This is a genomic window from Metabacillus sp. 84 (assembly GCF_050107715.1).
GTDB lineage: Bacteria > Bacillota > Bacilli > Bacillales > Bacillaceae > Metabacillus_B.
Genome location: NZ_JBNILN010000002.1, coordinates 359,706 through 382,777, shown reverse-complemented (window position 1 = coordinate 382,777; position 23,072 = coordinate 359,706). Strand labels below are relative to the sequence as shown.

Annotated in this window: 18 protein-coding genes and 1 other annotated feature; of the genes, 4 read left to right on the top strand and 14 right to left on the bottom strand. The window is 46.7% G+C overall.

Going from position 1 to position 23,072, the window contains the following annotated elements:
• Nucleotides 1-18 precede the first annotated feature (18 nt).
• From ACQCV8_RS06505 to ACQCV8_RS06470, 8 genes are all read right to left on the bottom strand, one after another.
• Complete coding sequence (locus ACQCV8_RS06505; protein ID WP_426843747.1) at nucleotides 19-783, bottom strand: prepilin peptidase; 765 nt, start codon at nucleotides 781-783, stop codon at nucleotides 19-21.
• Nucleotides 784-872: 89 nt separating this feature from the next.
• A complete protein-coding gene (locus ACQCV8_RS06500; protein ID WP_426843746.1) occupies nucleotides 873-1,331 on the bottom strand; it encodes a prepilin-type N-terminal cleavage/methylation domain-containing protein in 459 nt (152 codons plus the stop codon).
• 105 nt (nucleotides 1,332-1,436) lie between these two features.
• Nucleotides 1,437-2,642, bottom strand: a complete 1,206-nt coding sequence (locus tag ACQCV8_RS06495) for a type II secretion system F family protein (RefSeq protein WP_426843745.1) — start codon at nucleotides 2,640-2,642, stop codon at nucleotides 1,437-1,439.
• Nucleotides 2,642-3,682: a type IV pilus twitching motility protein PilT gene (locus ACQCV8_RS06490; RefSeq protein WP_426843744.1), complete on the bottom strand. Its 1,041-nt coding sequence runs from the start codon at nucleotides 3,680-3,682 to the stop codon at nucleotides 2,642-2,644. The genes ACQCV8_RS06495 and ACQCV8_RS06490 overlap by 1 nt, the downstream gene beginning before the upstream one ends.
• Nucleotides 3,683-3,697: 15 nt before the next feature.
• Nucleotides 3,698-5,359, bottom strand: coding sequence for a GspE/PulE family protein (locus ACQCV8_RS06485; RefSeq protein ID WP_426843743.1), 1,662 nt, complete (start codon nucleotides 5,357-5,359; stop codon nucleotides 3,698-3,700).
• Between the two features lie 21 nt (nucleotides 5,360-5,380).
• The gene (locus tag ACQCV8_RS06480; RefSeq protein ID WP_426843742.1) at nucleotides 5,381-6,736 is read right to left on the bottom strand and encodes a VanW family protein; all 1,356 of its coding nucleotides are present in this window, start codon (nucleotides 6,734-6,736) and stop codon (nucleotides 5,381-5,383) included.
• 14 nt (nucleotides 6,737-6,750) lie between these two features.
• Complete coding sequence (locus ACQCV8_RS06475; protein WP_426843812.1) at nucleotides 6,751-7,563, bottom strand: PRC-barrel domain-containing protein; 813 nt, start codon at nucleotides 7,561-7,563, stop codon at nucleotides 6,751-6,753.
• 34 nt (nucleotides 7,564-7,597) lie between these two features.
• Nucleotides 7,598-8,941 carry a hypothetical protein gene (locus ACQCV8_RS06470; protein ID WP_426843741.1) on the bottom strand — a complete coding sequence of 448 codons (1,344 nt, stop codon included), beginning with the start codon at nucleotides 8,939-8,941 and terminating at the stop codon, nucleotides 7,598-7,600.
• Nucleotides 8,942-9,080: 139 nt separating this feature from the next.
• On the opposite strand from ACQCV8_RS06470, the gene ACQCV8_RS06465 reads away from it, so the two are divergent.
• The 3 genes from ACQCV8_RS06465 to ACQCV8_RS06455 are packed head-to-tail and all read left to right on the top strand — an operon-like array spanning nucleotide 9,081 to nucleotide 11,929.
• On the top strand, nucleotides 9,081-9,605 hold the full coding sequence (locus tag ACQCV8_RS06465; RefSeq protein WP_426843740.1) for a type IV pilus modification PilV family protein: 525 nt from the start codon (nucleotides 9,081-9,083) through the stop codon (nucleotides 9,603-9,605).
• On the top strand, nucleotides 9,589-10,239 hold the full coding sequence (locus tag ACQCV8_RS06460; protein ID WP_426843739.1) for a type II secretion system protein: 651 nt from the start codon (nucleotides 9,589-9,591) through the stop codon (nucleotides 10,237-10,239). Before ACQCV8_RS06465 ends, ACQCV8_RS06460 begins: the two co-directional genes overlap by 17 nt.
• A gap of 16 nt (nucleotides 10,240-10,255) precedes the next feature.
• Entirely contained in the window at nucleotides 10,256-11,929 is a 1,674-nt protein-coding gene (locus ACQCV8_RS06455; protein WP_426843738.1) for a hypothetical protein, read from the top strand.
• Between the two features lie 36 nt (nucleotides 11,930-11,965).
• Here ACQCV8_RS06455 and ACQCV8_RS06450 read toward each other — a convergent pair whose 3' ends face one another.
• The 4 genes from ACQCV8_RS06450 to ACQCV8_RS06435 all read right to left on the bottom strand — a co-directional run bounded on the left by ACQCV8_RS06450 (nucleotide 11,966) and on the right by ACQCV8_RS06435 (nucleotide 19,948).
• Complete coding sequence (locus ACQCV8_RS06450) at nucleotides 11,966-13,627, bottom strand: VWA domain-containing protein (protein ID WP_426843737.1); 1,662 nt, start codon at nucleotides 13,625-13,627, stop codon at nucleotides 11,966-11,968.
• Between the two features lie 465 nt (nucleotides 13,628-14,092).
• The gene (locus ACQCV8_RS06445; protein WP_426843736.1) at nucleotides 14,093-15,802 is read right to left on the bottom strand and encodes a diguanylate cyclase; all 1,710 of its coding nucleotides are present in this window, start codon (nucleotides 15,800-15,802) and stop codon (nucleotides 14,093-14,095) included.
• Nucleotides 15,803-15,885: 83 nt separating this feature from the next.
• Entirely contained in the window at nucleotides 15,886-17,202 is a 1,317-nt protein-coding gene (locus ACQCV8_RS06440) for a bifunctional folylpolyglutamate synthase/dihydrofolate synthase (protein ID WP_426843735.1), read from the bottom strand.
• 100 nt (nucleotides 17,203-17,302) lie between these two features.
• The gene (locus ACQCV8_RS06435) at nucleotides 17,303-19,948 is read right to left on the bottom strand and encodes a valine--tRNA ligase (RefSeq protein ID WP_426843734.1); all 2,646 of its coding nucleotides are present in this window, start codon (nucleotides 19,946-19,948) and stop codon (nucleotides 17,303-17,305) included.
• A gap of 45 nt (nucleotides 19,949-19,993) precedes the next feature.
• Nucleotides 19,994-20,226 (bottom strand) — a binding site (T-box leader).
• Between the two features lie 160 nt (nucleotides 20,227-20,386).
• Between ACQCV8_RS06435 and ACQCV8_RS06430 the strand changes: the two genes are divergently transcribed.
• Entirely contained in the window at nucleotides 20,387-20,578 is a 192-nt protein-coding gene (locus ACQCV8_RS06430; protein ID WP_426843733.1) for a hypothetical protein, read from the top strand.
• 27 nt (nucleotides 20,579-20,605) lie between these two features.
• On the opposite strand, the gene ysxE is transcribed toward ACQCV8_RS06430, so the two are convergent.
• Both ysxE and spoVID read right to left on the bottom strand, forming a co-directional pair.
• Nucleotides 20,606-21,616, bottom strand: coding sequence for a spore coat protein YsxE (gene ysxE / locus ACQCV8_RS06425; RefSeq protein ID WP_426843732.1), 1,011 nt, complete (start codon nucleotides 21,614-21,616; stop codon nucleotides 20,606-20,608).
• Between the two features lie 114 nt (nucleotides 21,617-21,730).
• A complete protein-coding gene (gene spoVID / locus ACQCV8_RS06420) occupies nucleotides 21,731-22,759 on the bottom strand; it encodes a stage VI sporulation protein D (RefSeq protein WP_426843731.1) in 1,029 nt (342 codons plus the stop codon).
• Nucleotides 22,760-23,072 lie beyond the last annotated feature (313 nt).

Below are 23,072 nucleotides of genomic sequence, written 5' to 3'. Positions count from 1 at the left end.
TGACCGGCACTCCCGGCATTATAATGAAAACCATGATAAATACCAATCAATCAGTTCATAGCCCTTAAAGTACGAAACCAAAGCGCCAAGAACGAGGTAAGGACCAAACGGAAACGGTTTGCCCTTTTTCACTTTTCCTGCCGCCATGCCGGTCAGACCGGCGGCGGTGCCAAATAGTGTGGCAAGAAAAAACGCAAGCAGCACAAGCTTCCAGCCAAGAGCAAGCCCAAAAACTCCGAGCAGCTTCATGTCCCCCGCCCCCATTCCTCCCCCGCTTGCGAGAATAATAACGAACGGGATCAATGCGCCGAGCAAAAGACCCGCAATCGGATCCCACCAGGGTGCAAGCGGGATGAAAATGCGCTCTGCCGCGAGCAAGGGCAGGAAAAACAGGAGCACTTTATCCGGGATGATCATATAGCGGATATCTGAAACCATGACAATCAGGCAAAGGGAAATGAGTGTCCAGGCAACCACTAATTCCATCGTCCAGCCGATCAGCAGCGGAGTCATGGTAAAAAGCAGCGCCGCCGCCAGCTCCATAGCCGGATAGATGGGAGAAATAGATGTGCCGCACCTGGCACAGGATCCTTTTTGAAGAAAAAAGGAGAAAATCGGAATCAGTTCTTTCGCTGCCAGCTGATGACGGCAGCCTGGACAGGCAGAACGGGGACGGACAATGGACTGTCCTTCAGGTACACGAAGGCCGACGACGTTAAAAAAAGATCCAAGAACGGCACCGAGCGTGAAGAGATATGTATGGATGATGATTGGGAGGGTCATGGGTTCGGTTCACCTTCCTGCTGGAGTATAGAAGATTGAGTTAGTTATAGAAAAAGGGAGAAGTCCTCCCGGGGGAGGACTTGGAAAATTTATTCTTCTTTATAATCATCTCTTGTCAAATCTTTTGCGTCTATTTCATCTACACCATCAAGATAAGTACGATCACCGTTGGTTAGGGTAACATAGTAGGAAACAACATTATCATTGTCGTCAAGTTCCATAGTTACAGAAGAAGTGTTATCATATAGAGCATTATTATTACCTTCCGGATCCTTAACCTCTTCAACATGGCCTTCTGAAATCAGTGTAGCCAATGTAACTGTATCGTTTCCTTCAGCAGTAACATCTATCTTTTCAGTAGTTACATATAATCTGGCTCCGTTAGCTATTTGCTGTGCATTTGAAATATGCGAATCAATCTTAGAATTCTGAATCAAAGCTCCAATAGCCGGAATCGCAATCGCCGCAATAATCCCCAAAATAACAATAACAGCCAATAGCTCAATCAATGTCAGTCCGCGTTCATTTTTAAACAATTTCTTAAACATAGTCTTGGTTTCCCCCTAAATAATAGTTAGTAAATTTAACCTAATTTACTAGAATGATTATACAATATGATTGGTTATTTAGATACAGTTATTTGACAATTTTTATTACTGTATGTGGTTAAATATGTCGAACATCGGGACTATTATCGCTATGACAATGGTACCGACAATTCCGGCGAGAAGGACGATCATGAGCGGTTCGATAATCGATTTGAGACGGTCGGTGCTGTTTTCAACTTCCTCTTCATAAAAGTCGGCGACTTTGCCGAGCATGGCGTCGAGGGAGCCTGTTTCTTCTCCGATGGCAATCATCTGGGTGACGAGCGGCGGGAAGGCCCAGTGCTTGCGCATCGGCTCTGTCAGAGAGTATCCGTTTTCGAGGGAATTCCTCGATTCTGCGATGACTTTGGCGATGACGTCATTTCCGACGACTTTTTCAACGATTCCCATTGCCTGAAGAATGGGAACAGAGCTTGAAAACAGCGAGCTGAGCGTTCTCGTCATCCTGGCCAGCACTGCTTTTTGGATCATTTTTCCGAAAATCGGCATCTTTAGGGCGGAATAATCCAGGTAATAGCGGGTTACAGGTGTGTTTCTCATGACAATGAATGCACCTGCTATCAGGACTGCAGCAATCAGGACAACCCACCAGTAGCCCTGCATAAAATTGCTCGCGTTCAGTACGAGCTTCGTAATGGCTGGAAGCTCTGCACCGAATCCTTCAAACATCGAGACGAATGTCGGCACAACGGACAGGAGAAGGAAAATGACAACTCCCACTGCTACGACGGCGACCGCCATCGGATAAGCGAGAGCGGATTGGATTTTCTGCTTTGTGCGGTTTTGCTTTTCATAGTGCTCGGCAAGCCGTTCGAGCGTTTCATCCATATTTCCGCTCGCTTCCCCGGCCCGGATCATATTGATAAACATACCGGTGAATATTTTCTTGTGCTTTGCAGAAGCAGCGGATAGCGGATTTCCGGACCGCAAATCCTCTTCCATTTGCTCGAGCGCTCTTCTTAATGCTTTGCTTTCGGTTTGATTTGCCAAAATGTTGGTGGAATCTACAACGGAAATGCCGGCTTTGAGAAGGGTTGCAAATTGACGCAGGTAGATGACAAAATCCTGAAGCTTGACCGGATTTCCAATGCTGATGTCTTTAGTAAGTAGCGTCTCCGGCACCTCGGTGAGCTTCGTTACCCGGATCCCGGATTCACCGAGCTTCAGCACCGCTTCCCGTTTGGATGGCGCTGTCAGTTTCCCATTGACTTTCCCTGATTTCCCGCGGCCTTCATACGTATAGCGGCCCATTATTCTGCTGCTCCATTCATATATGGCAAGGCTGTTTCCCTGTCTATGATTCCGCTTTTGACAAATTCATCAAGCTTGCTTTGAAAGGAGTGCATTCCTTGAGCGCGGCTTGTCTGAATCACACTTGGAATCTGATGTGTTTTTTCATTGCGGATCAGGTTGGAAACAGCCGAATTGTTTAAGAGGATTTCCGTCACAGCCCGTCTTCCTTTACGGTCGGAGGTTGGAAAAAGCCGTTGGGAAATGACGCCAATCAATACAGAAGCGATTTGCATCCTGATTTGCGGCTGCTGATTAGCCGGAAATACATCAATCATCCGGTCGATCGTAGTGGCGGCGGAGGATGTATGCAGGGTTGCAAGAACAAGATGCCCCGTTTCGGCCGCTGTAATGGCCGTATGAATCGTTTCTAAATCGCGCAGCTCCCCGACTAGGATCACGTCCGGATCCTGCCGAAGCGCTGCCTTCAGCCCTGCTGCAAAGGTCATTGTGTCGAATCCGACCTCACGCTGCTCGACCACGCATTTTTGATGCTTATGCAAATATTCAATCGGATCCTCGAGCGTAATGATATGCTTGCGGATCGATTTATTCATGTAATCTATCATCGCGGCAAGCGTTGTCGATTTGCCGCTCCCGGTCGGCCCGGTGACGAGAATCAGGCCATGGGGCTTCTCGACGATATCCTTCAGGACGGGCGGAAGCTCCATTGAGTCAATGGAAGGAATGGTTCTTGGAACGATCCTGATAGAGAGGGAGATGCAGGAACGCTGCCGGAACGCATTAATTCTGAAGCGCGAAACACCAGGGATGCCGTAGGAAAAGTCCAGCTCGCCTTTTTCCTCGAACATCACCCATTTGGTTTTGCTTATAATGGTTTTGGCCATCCCCTCCGTGTCTGACGGCATAAGCGGTTTATCCCCGAGCTTTAGTAAATCCCCGTTGATGCGGAGTACGGGGGGTACCCCGACGGACAGGTGAATATCTGAGGCCTGCCGTTCAAAGGCCGTGGAAAGAATCGCATCGATCTCGTTTTTCATATCAGCTTTCCCCTGTTAATCCGGAATGGCGACCCGGAGGATTTCTTCTGTTGTTGTCAGCCCCTGCTTTACCTTTAAAAGGCCGTCATCAATCAGAAAGATTGTTTTATTTTTAACTGCTAAATCGCGGATAACCGATATAGGCTCGTTGTTTAAAATCATCCGCTTCATTTCATCGTTAATCATGAGAAGCTCATGGATGGCGATCCGGCCTTTGTAGCCGGTCATGCTGCACATGCCGCAGCCGGCACCCCTGATGGTTTTTTCAATCCGGAGCCCGCGTCTCGCAAAGATCTCGGCCTCCCGTTTCGTGACCGGCTGCTCCTTTGCGCAGTCTCTGCATACTTTCCGGACAAGACGCTGTGCCACCACTCCGCTAAGAGACGAAGCAACCAAAAACGGTTCAACTCCCATGTCAATCAGCCTTGTGATCGTTCCGAGAGAATCATTTGTATGGAGCGTGCTCAGCACAAGATGTCCGGTCAGAGAGGCTCTAACCGCGATTTCAGCTGTTTCGCGGTCCCGGATTTCTCCTACCATGACAATATTCGGGTCCTGCCTGAGGATGGAGCGCAGCCCCTTAGCAAATGTCATGCCTACGTTGGCATTCACCTGAATCTGGTTGATTCCTTCAAGCTGATATTCCACCGGATCTTCAATGGTGATGATGTTAACCTCTTCACTGTTCAGCCTGTTCAGCGCCGCATACAGGGTAGAGGATTTTCCGGAACCGGTCGGTCCTGTAATCAGGACGATACCGGTCGGCTGTTCGATCAGGCTGTGAAACCGCTGCAGGTTTAAACTGTTAAAGCCAAGCTTATTCAAATCATTCAGCGTACTTCCCAAATCCAGAATCCGCATAACAATTTTTTCCCCGTACACGGTAGGCAGCGAGGAAACACGAAGGTCTATCGGATGCAGGTCAATCGCCGTTTTAATCCGTCCGTCCTGCGGGATGCGGTGCTCTGTGATGTCGAGGTTCGCCATGATTTTGATTCGCGCTGTCAGGACGCTTTGCATATTTTTCGGCAAGGTGCGTTCAGTTTTCAGCACTCCATCGACACGGTAGCGGATGACAATTTTCGTTTCATGCGGATCCATATGGATATCGCTCGCCTTTTGCTGAACGGCGCTCTGAAGAATTTGGTTCACCAGGCGGACGACCGGAGAATCTTCCCCTGTGATGGCCTCTTCCTCCACTTTTTCTTCCGCGGTAATCTGGCTCATAATATCGGTCATGCTGTCGTCGGTATCATAATATTTCGCAATGGCTTTCATGATATCGTCTCTGGAAGCGATGGCCGTCTGGATCTGGAAGCCGGTTGCGAGCCGCAGATCATCGACGGTGTAAAAGTCCATCGGATCTGCCATGGCTACAAACAGCTTGTCTCCTTCTTTTTTCAGCGGAATGACCAGACTTCTTTTTGCCATCTCTTTTGGAACAATGCTCATCAGCTTCTGGTCAAACGGATACCTGAAAAGGCTGATATGAGGAATGCCGAGCTGAAATTCAAGCACTTCAATCAGCTGCTGCTCTGTTACATAGCCTCTTTCAACGAGCGCATCCCCGAGCTTTTGGCCTTTTTGCTTTTCCGAAAGAGATTGATTCAGCTGGTCTTCCGTGATTAGTCCGGCTTCTACAAGAAGATCGCCTAACCGCTTACGGATTGTTGTCATCTTCGTCCGCCCCCGCTGCTGTTATTTTTCAATGGGCTCTTCTGCCTCTTGCTCTGACGCTTCATCTGCCTCGGCAGAATCCTCCGCCGGCACGGTTTCGGTTTCCTCTGAGGGCTTTTCCTCACCCTCAGCGGTCTCTCCGCTTTCGGCCGGGAGCTCTTCCTCTCCTTCAGATGGAACAGCTGGATCTTCAGGGATGGAAGGCAATTCTTGTTCTTCTTCCGGCAAATCCGTTAAGACTTCATCTTGCGGTTCAACCGGTTCTTCATAGCGTTTCTCAATAATTTCATGAATCGGCGGGTAGAAATCCTCTGAAATCTCTTCGCTCTCTTTTTCGTTCCCCTGAAGGTCTGTCACGCTCCTCGTTACTTTTACAAAAAGACCGTCCGTCCCTTCACGGATTCTTCTTTCCTCACCGACAGAAAGAGCAGCGTTGTAGCGAATAATTTGTTTAAATGAAAAGTATTCAGGCTGGTCAATGACTGCTTTATACATATTCAAAAGAGGCTTCCCTGTAACCCTGACAATCAGGCTTTCTCCGCTTAGTTCAAAAGAAAGCGTATAGGCTGTATGATTTGGATTGAAAATCTTTAAGTCCATTTCCTGCGGTACAGCCTTCGCTTCAAAGCCCGGCTCCGTATATTCGGGAACGGTCATCCCTGTATGGCGCTCTACAATGGATAAATTCGTGCTGAGCACGGCTTTGTAAATAGCGGAAGCAATCATGCTGAGCGAATCCTGGCTGGTCGCTTCCGGAAATTGCTCCAGCAGGGACCACTGGGAGAGCGGCTCCATTTTAATAGATGGGTGCAATTCAACGAATTTGCTGATTTCAGGATCCCCAGCGGGAATCACAAGACTCTGTTCGGAAATGAGCTGGTCTTCACCGGCTACGTAGCTTTCCAGATCGTACTCCTGACCGGCTGCAAGGACTGCGGCTGATTCAGAGATCTGTTTTTTTACGTGATCCATATCAATCCGTTCTGCTTCATCTAAAGCTAAATCCAGCATAACCCGGTCTGCAAGCATACTGTCTATTGATACGAGCAGCGGAGAAGATTGCCCGTCTTCTGCTTCCCTGATGCTTTCCGTTACTTTAAACCGGATGGCTTCAGCCGGGAGGACCGCTTCCTGGTCCCGAAACATGAGCTCAACCGGGCTGGAAGCCTGCCATTCTTTAATTGAATCCTCTACTCTTTGTTCTGCTTCCCTTGCAGGAAGACCTGAGATATCAATCGATGCTATTTTCGTGTTGGGCTCAAACCGGTCCCCGTTGCTGAAGTAATCCCACACAGCTTGTCCTGTGTAGGAAAACCCAGTCAGATAAGCGGTACAAACAAGGAGGGCGAGGAATACTTTTAAACCAGAGTTTCTCACCTGTGCATGACTCCTTACATTTCTACATTCATAGATAATTCAACAATAATGCCCGGTCCTTCTTCCTGTGCATGGCGGATAGCCTCTGCCGAAAGCAGGCTGTCCTTTTTCACAAGAATATGGCCTGATTTTGTATAAATGTCTTTTAAAATCCGCTTGCCTTCCAGAAGCTGCAGCTGTTTTTCTTTTATTTCGTCCATCGGCTGGCTGCTGTATCCGTTTGAAAACGACAGCACTGAAGCTGATGGTGGCTCAGCCGGAGTGAGGGCAGGAGATTCTTCAACTACTCCTTCCAGCGCTTCCGGTGTCTCCTCTGCCAGCTCTTCAGGCTCTTCCTCAAGCTGTTCCGGGGCTGTGTAATAATGGACATCCTCTTTCACTACCAGAATATCTTTTCCGAATGTTAAAACATCCGCAGATTCAATAACGACCTGCTTTTCTTTTTGGCCTACCTGGATCCCAAGGATCGCGCCGCTGTCATCATCTACGAAAAATTCATTTGCTTCTCCAAGCAGCTGCCCTTTTCGGGTCATCACGCGGGTATCGTTTATTTTAATGCGCTTGTTAACGAGCTGATTCGCAATCGGAATTTCGTTTAAATCAATAATCGAATTCTCCGACTCGATCGTAACGGCATATTCCCCGATTCCTACAATTTTTTTAAACGGAATGGCTTTCACACTCACTTGCCATTCGGCATGCTCAACCGTTAAAAAATCGACAGTTCCCTTTTCAGGGTTAATAACAAGGGATTTCACTTCCCCAGCTTCTTTTCCTTCTGATATGCATACGATCGGCAATCCAACGATTTCGATACTTTTCTTCATCATTCACCACATCCAATAGATTAATAGATTCTTTTTACTGCTGATTAGTCCAGGATAATTGCTCTGTTAAAGATGGATAAGCCTCCAGATGCTCCAGAGCCTCGTCATATACATATTGAAATGCGCCTTTTTGACCGGCTTCCTGTAAATGGATCAAATACAGCTGAACGAAAACAAAATATTCCCTCACGCCCTTTGATTGAATGAGAACCTCGTCCATCATGGCGCTGAATTCTCCCGCCTCAGACGTATCCTTCAGCATAAGCAGCTGGTCATACAGGGCATGCAGCAGGTCATCCTGCATTCCTTTTTCAGGGATGGGTTCGGGTTCGGGTTCGAGTTCTGGGTCTGATTCCGGTTCCGGTTTTGACTCCGGTTCAAAATCAGCTTCTTCAGAATCGATCTCATAGCCGGAGCCGGACTCTGCGGGATCTGTACTGTCCAGTTCATGGTTGATAGGATTCATTGCCTGCAAATCCAGATCATAGTGCATTTCTTCTTCGTCTGGTTCTTCAAACAGTTTATGAAAAGCTTCTTTTTCTTCAGCGGATAAACTCAAACCGATCTCATCTGCTTCTCCGCTGTTATTTTGTTCCGGGTCTTCTGCTTCAGCCTTGCTCTGTTCAAACCATTCCGTTTCCCAGTCGTCAGACACCTCAGAAGCACTTATCTCCGGCTGGGCATCCAATTCAGTCTGCTTCGCATTTTTTTCGCCCGCACCGTCAGCCGCTAATTCATTTAAAAACTGCCGGTCTTCAGGAACAGAAGCCAGTTCAATACTTCCTGAAGAATCTGAAAGTTCCTGGTTTTCAAACCATTCTTCCAGGAGCTCAGGCTCTGACGGGACTTCAGCAGAAGGCTGTGGCTGCTCCACCTTTAATTCCTCTATCTCAGGATCAGCTGCAAACCATTCCGTTTCCCACTCGTCCGTTTTTTCTTCCTGTTCGTGATCTTCTGCTATCTCTGCAGACTCAAAGTCCTCATTCCGAACGTAGGCCTCTTCCTCATCTGCCGTCTCCGTCATGTCTTTGCTTGCGGCTGAGGAATACAGAGGCGCTTCATCATCCTGCCGGTCAAAATATACCGCCTCCGCCTCATCATCCTCCTCATGGAGCCCTTCAGCTGCAAGGAAGCTTGATCCCTTCTGCTGAACAAAATAAGCTGCCATTCCAAGAAGCAAAACTGTGATCAGGATGGCCTGCCACATTGGCAGCACTTGCGATGCAGCCAGATAAAGGACGGCTAATAAAAATGAAATACCTGTGATCAGCCACTTCCCCTCAGATCGCAATGGAAACGGTACAAGGAGGAATACAGGAATCCAGATCAGCAGCGCAATCAGTAAATATAAAATAAAATCCCAACTAAATAATTCCAATTCATCACCTCAGCCGAAAGTTTTACGCACAAAGAACTATCATACTCTTAAAACCAGTAAAAAAATCCCTAAAATAGACATTATTCGACTATCACTTATTGTATAATAAAGCTATTGAATTGGAAAGAAGGGATTTCCATTGTTTGAAAGATTTATATCTCCCGATAAGAACGGATTTACGCTGATTGAGGTCCTGCTTTCCATATCCATATTCAGTATCCTGACGCTCGGAATGCTGCAGTTTTTCACCCAGGCAATGGACTTTTCCGGTAAAAACGAAGACAAAACGATAGGCATTTATGTCGCGCGCAATATGCTGAATTATATGGAACAGCAAAGCTTCAGTGCCGTAAGCGGACATTATTTAACCGGCAGCGGACCCGTAAATATTACCGGAGAAGCCTGTCAGAGCGACAAGCTGTCTTCAGGCAGAACCGTGCTTAACCAGACGGAACAGATTGTGATCAGCGGAAACAGAACATCTAAATGTGAGCTGAACTTTTCTCCTGAAATCAATAACCGCCAGTATGAAGTTTCCGTTACAATCCAAAAACATTCATCCATAGATCTTCAGGATTCGCTTATTCCTATTACCGTTTCGGTGGAATGGGACGAGGACGATACAGAGCTCGGGGGGTATATCGCCATTGAAAAAAACCGCTAGCGCCCTGAGGAATGAGAAGGGCATCACACTCATTGAACTGCTGGCCGTTTTAGCCGTTTCCGGCATCTTTTTAACGGTCTTTTACAATGTGTTTATGATGGGTATAAAAACCTATGAAAAGACGTCGATCGAGGTTCAGCTGAGAGAAGAAGCAGATTATGTGCTATCCGCCCTACTGGATACACTGGATGAATCGAAAATTGATGCCGCCAGAAGCTGTACATCCATAAACGGTCAGCCCTGTCTCCAATTTATCCAGAACAAGGAGATTCAAAAGCAAAACAGAGCCGACGGCAGTGAAGGGGAAATTTTTGTTGAGGGAGAAGCATTGAGCGAAACGGTCATTACGTTTACCTTTGGAGAACAGGTAACAAAAGAAACGGCCATTGTCACGAAGAATGAAAAGAACGAAGAGGTCAGCAGAGAAGAGGATACCGCCACCCTGACAAGCCAGCCCTATGAGCTCGTCAACCCAACAGCTGACATCATCTGTCTTGAACGCTCCATCGACGAACCGGACAGCTGCACATCCGGTTTAATTGAAATGACGCTCAGCATCCAGGATGCCAACTACACAAAGGAAAGCCCCATTGCCGTTGAACCGATGACCTTAACCAGCCAATTTGGATTTTAATTTGGAGGAGCAGAAAATGCTGAACAATCAAAAAGGGCAAACCCTGTTAACCGTTATGCTCATTTCCCTTGTATTTACCGTCCTCGGTTTGACGATTGCAGCCGGCACGATCGGCGGTACGAAACGGACTGAAATCCGGGTGGATGATATACAGCTTACGGCTCAAGCAACGCGTAAACTAAACGAAGTGATAGCGGATTTTCGGGACAGCGTATCAGACATCAAGCTGACCGGCTCCAATCAAATTACTCAGGTGCACGCAGAGCTTAGAACGATAAACAATTCCTTGCTGGATAAAGAGGGAAAGCTGACCATCACAGATGAGTCTGAAGCGAGCGGCATTAAGGATCCTTCCTCTGTGCTGACGAAAGCCTACAATTTTTCTTATACAGACACAGATGGAAATTTAACAAAGACCGTTTCCAAAAAAGTGTTCCTCAGTCCTACCCCGACCTTTCTGAATTTTGCTGCCGGGACCGGTGATGGTCTTGATGAGTATGGTAATGATGAAGTTGATAAGGGCATTATGGAATTAAACGGGGCTTCAGAGTTTAAGGGAAACATTTATACAAAGGAGCTTAAAACGAAGGATACAGCGCGGTACGTTGATGAGGAAGCCGCTTTAAACAATACAACCGCAGAGACACAAACGAGGTATCCTAAGCTCGACGGGACAGCCACAATCCGGAAATCCATCAATGGAAAAGATATTTTGTCCGACTACTCTGTTCTTAAAGGCTACTTCGAGGAAGGCAGCAAAGTCACGTTCCGGAAGGACACGGAGGACTACATTCCCGTTGATTTTGAGCAGACACTGGCAAAGGTGCTGAATACCGTCAGCGGGACAGCTGACTACGTAAAGGAAGATATTACCGTTAAAAAAATTAATCAGGCACTCTCGAGTCTTAATTTCTGCAGCACTCCCATAACCGGGTGCACACTCCAAGTTGATGATGGGTTTTCGCAGCTGCTGGAAGATCTGAATGGTGCAGGAGAGCCGATTCCTGAAAACGTCATTTATTCCCCGTCAGCGAAATTGGAAGACCCTTTTACGATTGATTCAGATTTCTTGCTCGCCGATGAAAAATGGCTGATTGTAAATGGAAACTTAACCATAACGGCTGACACGGATAAACCGATTAAAGTAGCCGGCAATATCTTTGTAACCGGGGACCTAATTATAGAAGGAAATCAGACAAACTCCGCGGGCGGGACCGAAGCAGCGGAAGATGATGAGGTGCAGGTGGACTCCACCATATATGTGCTGGGCGAAACCTCTATTTCTAACACAAATATTAAAGGGTTAGATGATAAACAGCTTGTGGTCATGTCAAAGGAGAATCTATTCATGTCACGGATTAACGAGTTTAAGGATTATCAGCAATCGGAAGCGATCGACGCTTTTCTTTTCACAGAGCAGTCTGCAGAGCTTTATGGGGTAGGGTCCATCTTTAAAATTAATGGCGGTGTGTTCGCTGAGAAGAAACTGACGATTAACGCCATCAGACAGGACCGGATCAGCCGCTCTAAGAGGCTGGCGGATCAGATTAGTACCCCCTCCTACCAGAAAGGACAAAAATCACGCTTCTATGTTGAACACGATCCGAGCGTTCTGATTGATCAAATGGATGCCCTCCCCCGCGTGGAAACCTATCAAGTTATACTGGACGATACGATAATCAGCCGGTAACGCAGAAAACGCCTCCCAAACTGGGAGGCGTTTTTCTTACCATTTTAATGAGTCAGGGTCTTTTACATAAATCTTTCCTTTTGGCCTGAATACATTGTCACCGCTCAAAATCTCAGCTGTGATGTCATCAAATCCCGGACTTAGGCCGGTAGCCGTGAATATCCCGTTTTCTACGGAGATGGAAAATGCCTGATTGGAAGCGTTGGCCTTCTTTATCTTATCAAGTTTTTGGAAGGCGTTGGCCGGCTCAATCCTCAAAAGCGGATTTAAGGTGACCGTCTCACCGACTTCAATCGTAATCGGATCAAAGGCTGCAGAGGAAACCGGAATCGGCTTAACATTCAATACAGCTTTATTCGTCTTCTTGTATTCTCCCCCGTTGAAGCCCATCTCTAAATCGATGGAATAACTGCCCGGCTGGCTGAAGGTAATTGGAAGCGTGTAGTTGACCTGTTCAGGAATAGGCGTTCTATCGTATTCAATTCTTGTATCAAGATCAATTTGATATTTGCCCCCTGATAGCCTCCTCGCCTTTGAATCCGGATCCAGCGAAGCTCCTTCAGGAAGATTAAATTTAATATAGCCGCCTGTCAGAACCGGGACAGCGGATGAAATATTGCGGGAAATCGTCTGGAAAACCTCAACAATGCTGCTTCCTACCGCATTGATCGCCTGCCCTTTTCCTTTAAGAGAAAGATCATTTAGGAAATCCATGTCAATCTGTGAAGCATTCCGGGCTTCTCCAAATCCAATCGACTGCAGAGAAATGCCCTGGTCTGCTATTAACTGTGCCTGTTCGTGAATATGGCCTTCGATATCTGACTGAACCGCTGATGCGGATTTCAATTCAATATAATACTTGCCGCCGTGTTCTGCTATAACATAATTCTGGCTTGGATTGGAATCAAAATACTGTTTTTTAGTGCCTGTGATATACACATTGCGGTTGCCGGAATCACCGATTACATACGTACCGTTTTTGAAGGTGGTGACCATTCCCGAAAAATATTTAATCCAGAAAGATCTGTTCCCAAACCGGCTCGAGTAGTCGTCGACCTCGATCAGCTCTTTAAAGTTTCGGTTCGCTGCAGTTATTTTCTCTGAGTTGGTCGGCTTGCCGTCCGTCATAAAAATAATATACTGCTTTCGGTCAGCCGAATCCTTCCCCTGCTCCAAAATCTGCCTGGCTTTTTCAAGAGAATTGGTGTAATTCGTTCCCCCTTCAGCACGCATAGCAGAGATCTTCGAAGAAATTCCAGATGTATTCGAGGTAAGGGAAAATTGAGAATTGGCGTCACTGACTCCGGAATCAAAGGCTACCAGTGCAAAACGGTCTGAAACCATCCGGTTTTTGTTATTCTCATTAAAAGTGGAAAGCGCAGCATCCATCGCCTCTTTCGCGTGCTGCAGTTTCGTTTTTCCATTTACGGTGTCGTTCATCGAACCGGATTTATCAAATACAAATACCACATCAATCGGGGGCCGTTCCGTCTTGGGAGCTTCCCCTTTAGCCAGTATTTTCATTTCAAGAGATGAAGAAACGCTTTCCCCATACCCTATATTCATCGTCTCAGGAGAAGCAGATACCGATGTTTCAATATACATCCCGGTTGGAACGGAAGCAGAAGCACTAGGTAAATAGAACGTTGAAATCATCAAAGTCATTAGTAAAATAGCGGCAAAAATCCGTTTAAACATCGAACTGCTCCTCCTATAGTCTCGTATATTCTGTAAAACTTTGTCTTGTCAATCACATTATACCAAATTCATAGAAAAAGATAATCTTTTTTTCCTATTTACAGCCTATTATTTTTTCGGCATTGCCTTTTATTCAATGTGAGCCCTTGATCCAGTAAAAACCAAACCCCAAATTTCCATATAATGGTTTACCTCTTCGGATATCGACCTAAATTTTCGTTTATCGGCTATTATTTGATTTTATCGGCTATTATTGAATTTTATCGGCCGAAAAAAAATGATATCGGCTATTTTTTCAGAATATCGACTTTTCGACAAATTTCGTACAAAATTGCAGCTGACCGACACGGACACCCTGCTAAATTCCCGTTTAAACTCCTCCCATACCAGGGAGCTGGCTTCAAAAACCCAAAATAAAAACCCAAGTCCGCCTCAGCAGCGTTCTTGAGTCTTCGATGATCCCCTCTATTTCGAATATCCCGCCACTTTATTGCGGCCTGCCCGTTTGGCCCCAGTATACATGGCCCGGTCTGCATGGCGGACAAGAGATAACGGGTCATCTGCATCAGCGGGCGCTTCTGCAATGCCGATGCTTGCGGTCACACAGATCGGCTGTCTGGATGCTCCTGTCAGGTCTTGTTCTGCGATGAAGGGCTGATCAGCGATCTCTTTCCGCAAACCTTCCGCGAAGGACAGGGCGGCATTTCGGTCCATGCCGGGGAGGAGGACAACAAATTCCTCTCCTCCATACCTGGCAGCGGTTCCTTTGCTTCCGGTAAATCGCTCGAGTCTCTCAGCCAGCTGAATGAGTACTTCATTTCCAGATTGATGCCCATACGTATCATTGATCCGTTTAAAATGGTCGAGATCAAGGAGAACCAATGAAAACTGTGAGAGTGTCCCTTCCTTTAACCGGGTAAATTCTCTTACAAGCTCCGCTTCCATGAACCGGTAATTGTAAAGCCCTGTTAAAGAGCATTTTATGGTCTGATTTACTGTCTCTTCATGAAACCTTGCGTTTTCAATGGCTACAGCGAGATGGGCAATCAGGAGATTTACGATCATCAGCTGATGATTTTCGAACTTCCGCCTTTTATTGGATGCGAGGATTACGATCCCGACTACCTGCTGACTGCGAAATACCGGAAAGGCCATCAAGCTTTGTGCCGCTTTCGGCATGTATTTGCCCAAGTGCTCCCATTGGGTGCGTTTATGAAAGAGAAAGCTCTTTTTCCTTGCAAATACATATCCGCTGATTCCCTCTGTAATCCTGACGGTTTGATCCGGGCTTTTGTGGTGCTTTCCGTCTTCCATTTTGCGGATGATTCTGAGTGTGTTTTGATCGGTCACATCAATGATGTAGGCATAGTCTACTTGAATCATTGCTGTTATTTTATCCAGGAATACATCCAGGACATCATCTACGTTCAGTCTTTCTGTCAGCTGATAGCCCACTTCACTCGCTTTCTGCAAATACTCATTGATATGCTTCGCCGCATAATAATGATTGAGCATTATAGAGATTACGATAATCGGCAGCCCTACATAAAGGAGGGCCAGATTCCCATGCTCCCCGTACAAAACGTAGAGCAGAAAACCAAAAGGGGAAACGATGCTTGCTGCAAAGCCCTCCCATAGAAAGTCTCTTGAAAAGAACGGGGCTTTTCGTTTGTACATAAACCTCCAGATAATATTGTTCAGGATGAGGTGGTTTACAAACAGAGAGACAACCACATAGATCAATATTTCTCCTGCAAAGCTCCATGTCAGCTCCTGCTGTCCGTGACCGCCGCCCATCCACTCATAAACGGCACCGCTTGCAAGAGAAATAGCAAGAAACATCAGAAAATTAACAGGGTACCGGTACAGATCCTTCCATCCAATTCTTACCCTCAGGAGCAGGACGATCATCGCCAGCTGAATCAGCACCATCTCTGCAAAAAGGCCGAAGTATAAAAATACGGCAAGGGATACCCCTTCCACGAAAAACACCGGTGTGCCATTTACTACAATTGGGATGAGGGCCACTGTACACATTAGAATCAGAAACAAAAGTAAATCTCCGATCGATTTTCCTGCGAGATCAGGAGGCCATACTTGGTACGTTATATAAAAAATCAGCGGTGAAACAATCGCCCATGTCATCCACAAGGTGATTTGCACACGTTTAGCCAACGCAGCCCCCTCCTTTAGCCGTCCTCTATTTGTTCTATATTTTAGCAAATTTTCAGACGGTTGTGTGAATTATTTAGGTCTATTCACCTAAAATCTATTTTTTTATTTTCCGACAAGAACTGTCGAACCTGGGAAATAAAGTACAATGAGCCGCAAATCACAAGGACTTCATCCGGATTCATCCTGTTAGGGAACTCTGCAAGAAATGTTCTCCAGTCTTTAACGGCCGCTTCATTTTTTAAGCTGCCTGCCTCTAATAGCCGCTCACTCGAAGCCGCGCGAGGAAAATCAAACTCAGTTACGTACAGGGTATCCACAGCTTTTTCCAGCACCTGCAGCATTTTTTCGTATTCTTTATCCTCAAGGGCGGTAAACAGCATATGAACCTTTTTTCCCTTTTCGTGCCTGGCAATCGTTTCGGCAAGACTTTCTGCTCCTTCGAAATTATGGGCTCCGTCTAAAATAATCGCTGGATTGCTCCGCATCCTCTCATATCTTCCGCTCCACCTTGCCTTGAACAATCCCCTTCGGATGGACGGCTCTGTGACGCATGCTTTTCCCTTATGGTCCAGCAGGGCCACTGCCATTAAAGCAAGGGCTGCATTTTCAATCTGATGGGCACCGTACATGCTGATGCTTAAGCCGTTCCACTCTTTAAAAGGGGCTGAAAAATTGAATTCCTCCCCCTCCGCCACAGAGCGTATACCTCCGATGCGGAAATCCTCACCTAATACGAGCAGCTCTGCGTTCATTTCCTCTGCTTTAGAACGGATTTGATCCAGGCCTTTTCCCGCTTTCACCCCTGTAACAACAGGAGTATCCGCTTTAATAATCCCTGCTTTTTCAGCGGCAATTTCTTCAATTGAAGATCCTAAAATGTTCATATGATCATAGCCGGCGTTAGTAATCACAGAAAGCACCGGCTTTGCGATATTTGTGGAATCCAGGCGCCCGCCAAGCCCCGTCTCTAATAGAAGGTAATCAGGCGGCTGGACGCTACCAAAATATAAAAAAGCCATGGCTGTGATGATTTCAAATTCGGTCGGGTGCTCACCCAATTCGGCTTCTGCTCTTTCTGCTACACGCTTTACCCCATTCGCAAGATGAATGAGATCGCCGGTGCTGAAAGGCACTCCATTCATGCTGATCCGCTCATTAAACGACTCGATATAGGGGGAAGTAAACGTTCCAACCTGATAACCGGCTTCATTTAAAACAGATCTCATATAGGAAACCGTGGATCCCTTTCCATTTGTACCGGCTACATGAATGACCGGAACATTCAGATGCGGATTCCCGAGCTTTTCCATCATATACGTCATCCGCTCCAATCCGGGTTTAATCCCAAATCGCAGCCTTGAATGAATCCAATTCAGCGTCTCTTCATATGTTTTCAGCATTTTTTTCACCTCAGTAGAATGACGTTCCGGCTTCCGGAAGCTCCTTTTAATCACAATAAAAAAGCAGGTGATCATCTCTGTGATGATCACCCTACACGTTTCAGCCTTTCAGTTCAGCGATTCTGGCTAAAACGGAATCCCGTTTTTCTACGTATTCGTTTTCTTTCTGGCGTTCTTCTTGAATTACTTTTTCAGGCGCTTTTTTTACGAAGCCTTCGTTGCTGAGCTTTTTCTGAACACGATCCACTTCTTTTGTCCACTTTTCGAGCTCTTTCTCAAGACGCTTAATCTCTTCTTCCATATTGATAAGCCCTTCTAAAGGCAGAATCAGTTCTGCACCGGTTACGACGGCTGTCATTGCCTTGTCGTCTGCCGCTAAGTCTGTCCCGATCTCCAGCGTGCACGGGTTGCAGAAGCGGTCAAGATAGGAGCGGTTGTTTTCCAGCTGTCTGGAAACTTCTTCTTGCTTTGTCTTAATTTTTAAATGAATTTGTTTGCTCATTGGTGTGTTCACTTCAGCCCGGATATTTCTTACTGAACGGATGATCTCCATCAGCAGCTTCATATCACTTGCCGCCTGCTCATTGGAAAGCTCCTGTCTGACTTCAGGCCACTTGGCAACCGTGATGGACTCCCCTTCATGCGGAAGGCTCTGCCAGATCTCTTCAGTGATAAACGGCATAATCGGGTGGAGCAGTCTCAGCGTCTGGTCAAGCACATGCGCGAGGATCGACCGGGTTGTATGCTTTGCCGCTTCGTCTTCTCCGTATAATGGTATCTTCGCCATTTCAATGTACCAGTCACAGAAGTCATCCCAGATAAAGTTGTATAAAACACGGCCGACTTCACCAAATTCATACCGGTCAGCAAGCTTCGTCACCTGTTCTATCGTTTCATTCAAGCGAGTCAGAATCCATTCATCCGCCACTGATTTTTTGCCGGTCAAATCAATCTGATCATAAGCAAGCCCATCCATGTTCATTAGCGCAAAACGGGAAGCATTCCAGATTTTATTTGCAAAGTTCCAGGTAGACTCCACCTTTTCAAAGCTGAAACGCAGATCCTGCCCCGGTGAGCTTCCTGTCGCAAGGAAATAGCGAAGAGAGTCTGCCCCGTACTGGCCGATGACTTCCATCGGATCTACTCCATTGCCGAGGGATTTACTCATCTTTCTTCCCTGATCATCGCGCACAAGTCCGTGGATTAACACATCCTTGAACGGACGCTGTTCTGTAAATTCAAGGCCTTGGAAAATCATTCTGGAAACCCAGAAGAAAATAATATCGTAGCCTGTCACAAGGACATCCGTCGGATAGAAGCGCTGATAATCAATGGATTCTGTATCAGGCCAGCCCATCGTCGAAAACGGCCAGAGTGCCGAGCTGAACCATGTGTCCAGTACATCTTCATCCTGCTTCCAGTTTTCCGGGTCTATTGGAGGCTCATGTCCTACGTGAACTTCTCCTGTTTCATTGTGGTACCATGCAGGAATGCGGTGACCCCACCACAGCTGCCTGGAAATGCACCAGTCCCTGATGTTTTCCATCCAGTGCAGGTAGGTCTTCTCAAAGCGCTCGGGAACAAAATTCACTTTTTCCTCAGATGATTGCAGATCAACGGCTGCATCAGCGAGCGGCTGCATTTTCACAAACCATTGTGTGGACAAATAAGGCTCCACTACCGCCCCGCTTCGTTCACTATGGCCAACGGAATGCGGATGGTCTTCTACGCGGAAGAGGATCCCGTCTTCCTGCAGGTCCTTGACGATTTGCTTGCGGCAAGCGAACCGGTCCATGCCCTCGTATTTTCCGGCTTTATCATTCATTGTTCCATCTTCATTCATGACCAGGATCCTCGGCAGTTCATGACGATTTCCGATTTCAAAGTCATTTGGGTCATGAGCAGGGGTAATTTTAACAGCTCCGGATCCAAAATCCATATCGACATAATCATCGCCTACAATTGGAATCTCTCTTCCTGTGATTGGAAGAGTCACCATTTTGCCGATCAGATGCCTGTATCGCTCATCCTCAGGATGGACCGCAACAGCCGTATCCCCAAGCATGGTTTCCGGACGGGTTGTCGCAATCTCAATATGTCCTGAACCGTCTGTCAGCGGATAGCGCATGTGATAAAAGGCTCCCTGAACATCCTTGTAGATGACTTCAATATCGGACAGAGCGGTTTTCGTAGCGGGATCCCAGTTGATGATGTATTCGCCGCGGTAGATTAATCCCTTGTTATAGAGGGTTACAAATACCTCCCGAACCGCTTTTGACAGCCCTTCATCAAGGGTAAAGCGCTCACGTGAATAATCGAGCCCAAGCCCTAATTTAGACCACTGCTCACGGATATGGGAGGCGTATTCATCCTTCCACTTCCACGTTTCTTCCAAAAAGGCTTCACGGCCCAGCTCATAACGGGATTTTCCCTGCTCCTTAAGCTTTGCTTCCACCTTTGCCTGAGTTGCGATTCCTGCATGATCCATGCCGGGCAGCCATAGCACATCATAGCCCTGCATTCGCTTCATGCGGGTCAGGATATCCTGAAGCGTTGTATCCCATGCATGGCCCAAATGCAGCTTCCCCGTTACATTCGGCGGCGGAATCACAATGGTATATGGCTCTTTATCCTGATTGTTTTCGGCTTCAAAATACTTTCCTTCCAGCCAAAATTGATAGCGGTTTTGTTCTACAGCATTCGGATCATATTTAGTAGACAGGTTAGGCTGCTGATGATCGGTCATTTCCGGTTCCTCCTAAAAGTTGACAAAATAAAAACTCCTCCCATCCAAAAGGACGAAAGGAGCTGATTTCGCGGTACCACCTTTTTTCACGGGAAAACAAAGCCCTTTCCCATGCTCTTAAATGTTTTAACGGCCTCCGCCGGTCTTCCCTACTCATCTGTTCAGGAACACTGCTCAAGGGCGACTTCCAGATCCGCTTTCCTGAGAAATCTTTCAGCTGATGATTTCTCTCTCTTTAGGCGCGGGGTGCCTGTACTCTTCCCTATCCAAGCTTTTCATCATATCCTTTTATGCTTCTAGTCATAATAGTATTATATAAATGTTTTTTTCGTCAACATCTTCCCCGTTTTTTTATCATCTTATACGTCAAACAGGGCAGGCACAGGCGAGAAAATCGTTCATATGCTGATTATAACTCAAAGATGGAGGTGAATACCATTGCGAAAACGATTTAATTCATACACAGTTCCCCCCTGGGTAAAAGAGATTCGTGTCACTGCTGTCCAGTTTATTCTTCTGATCACCATCTTCCAGGGAATCAGAACCCTCATCTTTCCGACCGCTTTTGATATCATCCTCCTTGCAGCTCTGATTTTTCTTGCCTTATCCTTTCATCTTGGGTGGCTCTAGGCGCAAGAAAGAGGGGTTTCCCCCTCATCATGCCTGAGCCTCGGCATTTTTCTTATTTTCTGTATCGACGATTCTCATCACGAAGTATTCGTTGTTTTTGAAATACCAGTAGGCTTTGATCAAATCCTTGTTTTTTTGAAGCTGGGATGTACTCCTCCCATCCCGGTCAGGCGAGAGAACCGCGCGGTAAAGGGACTCAGGGTACGAAAGGTAGCTGATGAAAAGCGGCATTTCCTCCTTTGCAAAAGGAAAGTTCTTCTGATAGGTGTAGAACCAGTCCACGCACTCCTCACATCGGATTGGATAGGTGTAAAATGTCTTGTAATAGAATTGCAAAAGATCATTCATCGGAGGGGCCCGGTGCGCTTTTTCAAAATTGATCAAATAGCTTTTCTCGTTTGAATCATACACAACATGCTGGACGGACAGACTGCCGTGGATATAGGAGGTCCGGGCTGTATCATTTTCTTTCATTGACTCGTACCATTCCTCCAGTTTTTCAATTGCAAAATCGGTCGCTCTGGCTGTTTCTGTATAATACGTGAGAGCCTGCAGTTCAAATGGGGACAGATACCATTGCTTTTCGCACTTTTCTACGTATTGTTCATAGGCTTGCTTCTGTCCTTCCCATTGCTTTCTGGCTGTTTCATAGGTGGCTTTCATCTCCTCACCGGTTATTTTCACTTGCTTGACGGTTTGCCGGTGAAGTTTGGCGGCTTCTTTAAACAAATAGTCATGCCTTGCACTCCGTTCATCCGCTTGAGAATCGGGAAGCCATGGCATTAAATAGTAATAATTTTCACTTCCTGCTGTGACCAGATGCCCGTTTATGTTGCGGTAAATGGGCACTAAGCTCGTATAGCCCGCATCATAGACTGAACGGACCCTGTCTGCAAACCGGTCTGCTCTGGACGGCCTCAGTGTTTTCAAGGCAAATGTCCCCTGAGGAGAATACACTTTTACGAGCCTCGGACTATGCTGCTCGGCAAACTCCAGATTAACCTGGTATTGACTGAGTATCGCTTGAAAATCCTCCATTCGCTTTCCCCACTCGCCTATTTTAGTAGTGGCGCACGCCTGCTGCATCCAAAGCCGGGCAGCCCCTTCCATATGAAAAAAAAGCTGAGCAGCATCCTCAGCTTTTATTGCGTTTTACTTGCTGCCGGCATATTGAGGAATATAAAGCGTCTGCCCCTCGAAAACCTCTTTATCCTCCGGAAGATGGTTCACTCTGATCAGCTGCTGGGCCGAGCATTCATACTTTTCACAAATGCCGGCAATGGTATCGCCCTGCTGGACAATGCAGATTTTCAGCCTTGCCAGCTCTTCATCTTCTTCCCGGCCAAAAAGCTTGGTCAGAAGAAGCGAGTTCTCGCTTTTAGGGTCTGCAGCCTCCCGTGCTTCTTTCATCTCAGGACGATGCTCCGCTTGCTGCACCTGTTCTCCTTCCTCTTCAAAAAGGGGCTGGATTTCCTGATAGTCGTGGGTTTGCCTGCGGACTTCCACCTCAATCTCCGGATAATCGGATTCCTCATCCCTCGAAGAAACAGACGGATCCGCCTCATGCTCCATTACAGCTTGATCTTCTCCTCTAAAAGCATAAATTTCCTGGTAAGCCTGATCGTGTTCTTCTATCGGTTCCGCATCAGATGCATCTTCTCTTGACAAAGCTTCTGCTTCCTGGAATTCCACTGATTCTGCCTCTTGCTCCACCTCGTGGATTTCCTGGATGTCCGCTTCTTCATGCTCTCGGCTGTTTTCCGCAATGCCTGTAATAGACAAATCAGCATACAGCTTTAAGCATTTTGCTTCAGGGAGATCGTAGTCAAACGAATCGATCGACACAAACACTTCCTCAAGACGGTCAATTCTGTTTCTCGGGATCGTGATGTCAACCGGGAACCGGTGATGAATTTCGTTAGTCCCGTCTTCTCTTACCACTACTTCATTAACGAATCGGGCAGCAGAAAACTCAAAATCCTTTTCTTCTTGATCCGGATTCAGAACCGCACGGTATTCACCCGTAAGCTGAAGGGCTCCTCTTATAGAAACATACTGATCATGCTCTTCAATCACTATATTCGGATCCAGAGAAATCGATAGCAGTTCAAATACTTCCTGTCCTTTTTGAAACCATACAGACTCTTCAACAGAAAAGCGCAATGCTGCATCCTGTGACAAGCTGTTTCCTCCCTTCTTAAAACTGATCCATAGAATCATGACACTTCCAATTTATGAAGGGGGGGTGAAAAAAAGAACTGGAGAACGCGGCAGCAGGATCCTTAGGCAATTCCTCTGCTATAGGAGGATCCTGGAGCGCACTTGGATGAATCATTCATCTGGGTCCGGCTGTTTGCATGGGCTATTTGTCCACAAAAAAAAGCTCTATTAAACTAGCCGGTTGATTTCCGCTGCAGGCGTTCGCTTATCCAAGGGCGGGCGGTGAGCCTCCTCATCTTCGCGATTGCGGGGTCTCACCTGTCCCGCTGCTCTT

What these genes read in the sequence shown, in the direction of transcription:
- ACQCV8_RS06455 (WP_426843738.1), top strand. Translation starts at nt 10,256, where the DNA reads ATGCTGAACAATCAAAAAGGGCAAACCCTGTTAACCGTTATGCTCATT.
- ACQCV8_RS06475 (WP_426843812.1), bottom strand. Translation starts at nt 7,563, where the DNA reads ATGAAGAAAAGTATCGAAATCGTTGGATTGCCGATCGTATGCATATCA.
- ACQCV8_RS06440 (WP_426843735.1), bottom strand. Translation starts at nt 17,202, where the DNA reads ATGCTGAAAACATATGAAGAGACGCTGAATTGGATTCATTCAAGGCTG.
- ACQCV8_RS06505 (WP_426843747.1), bottom strand. Translation starts at nt 783, where the DNA reads ATGACCCTCCCAATCATCATCCATACATATCTCTTCACGCTCGGTGCC.
- ACQCV8_RS06450 (WP_426843737.1), bottom strand. Translation starts at nt 13,627, where the DNA reads ATGTTTAAACGGATTTTTGCCGCTATTTTACTAATGACTTTGATGATT.
- ysxE (WP_426843732.1), bottom strand. Translation starts at nt 21,616, where the DNA reads ATGGAGGATTTTCAAGCGATACTCAGTCAATACCAGGTTAATCTGGAG.
- ACQCV8_RS06435 (WP_426843734.1), bottom strand. Translation starts at nt 19,948, where the DNA reads ATGACCGATCATCAGCAGCCTAACCTGTCTACTAAATATGATCCGAAT.
- ACQCV8_RS06500 (WP_426843746.1), bottom strand. Translation starts at nt 1,331, where the DNA reads ATGTTTAAGAAATTGTTTAAAAATGAACGCGGACTGACATTGATTGAG.
- ACQCV8_RS06490 (WP_426843744.1), bottom strand. Translation starts at nt 3,682, where the DNA reads ATGAAAAACGAGATCGATGCGATTCTTTCCACGGCCTTTGAACGGCAG.
- ACQCV8_RS06495 (WP_426843745.1), bottom strand. Translation starts at nt 2,642, where the DNA reads ATGGGCCGCTATACGTATGAAGGCCGCGGGAAATCAGGGAAAGTCAAT.
- ACQCV8_RS06485 (WP_426843743.1), bottom strand. Translation starts at nt 5,359, where the DNA reads ATGACAACAATCCGTAAGCGGTTAGGCGATCTTCTTGTAGAAGCCGGA.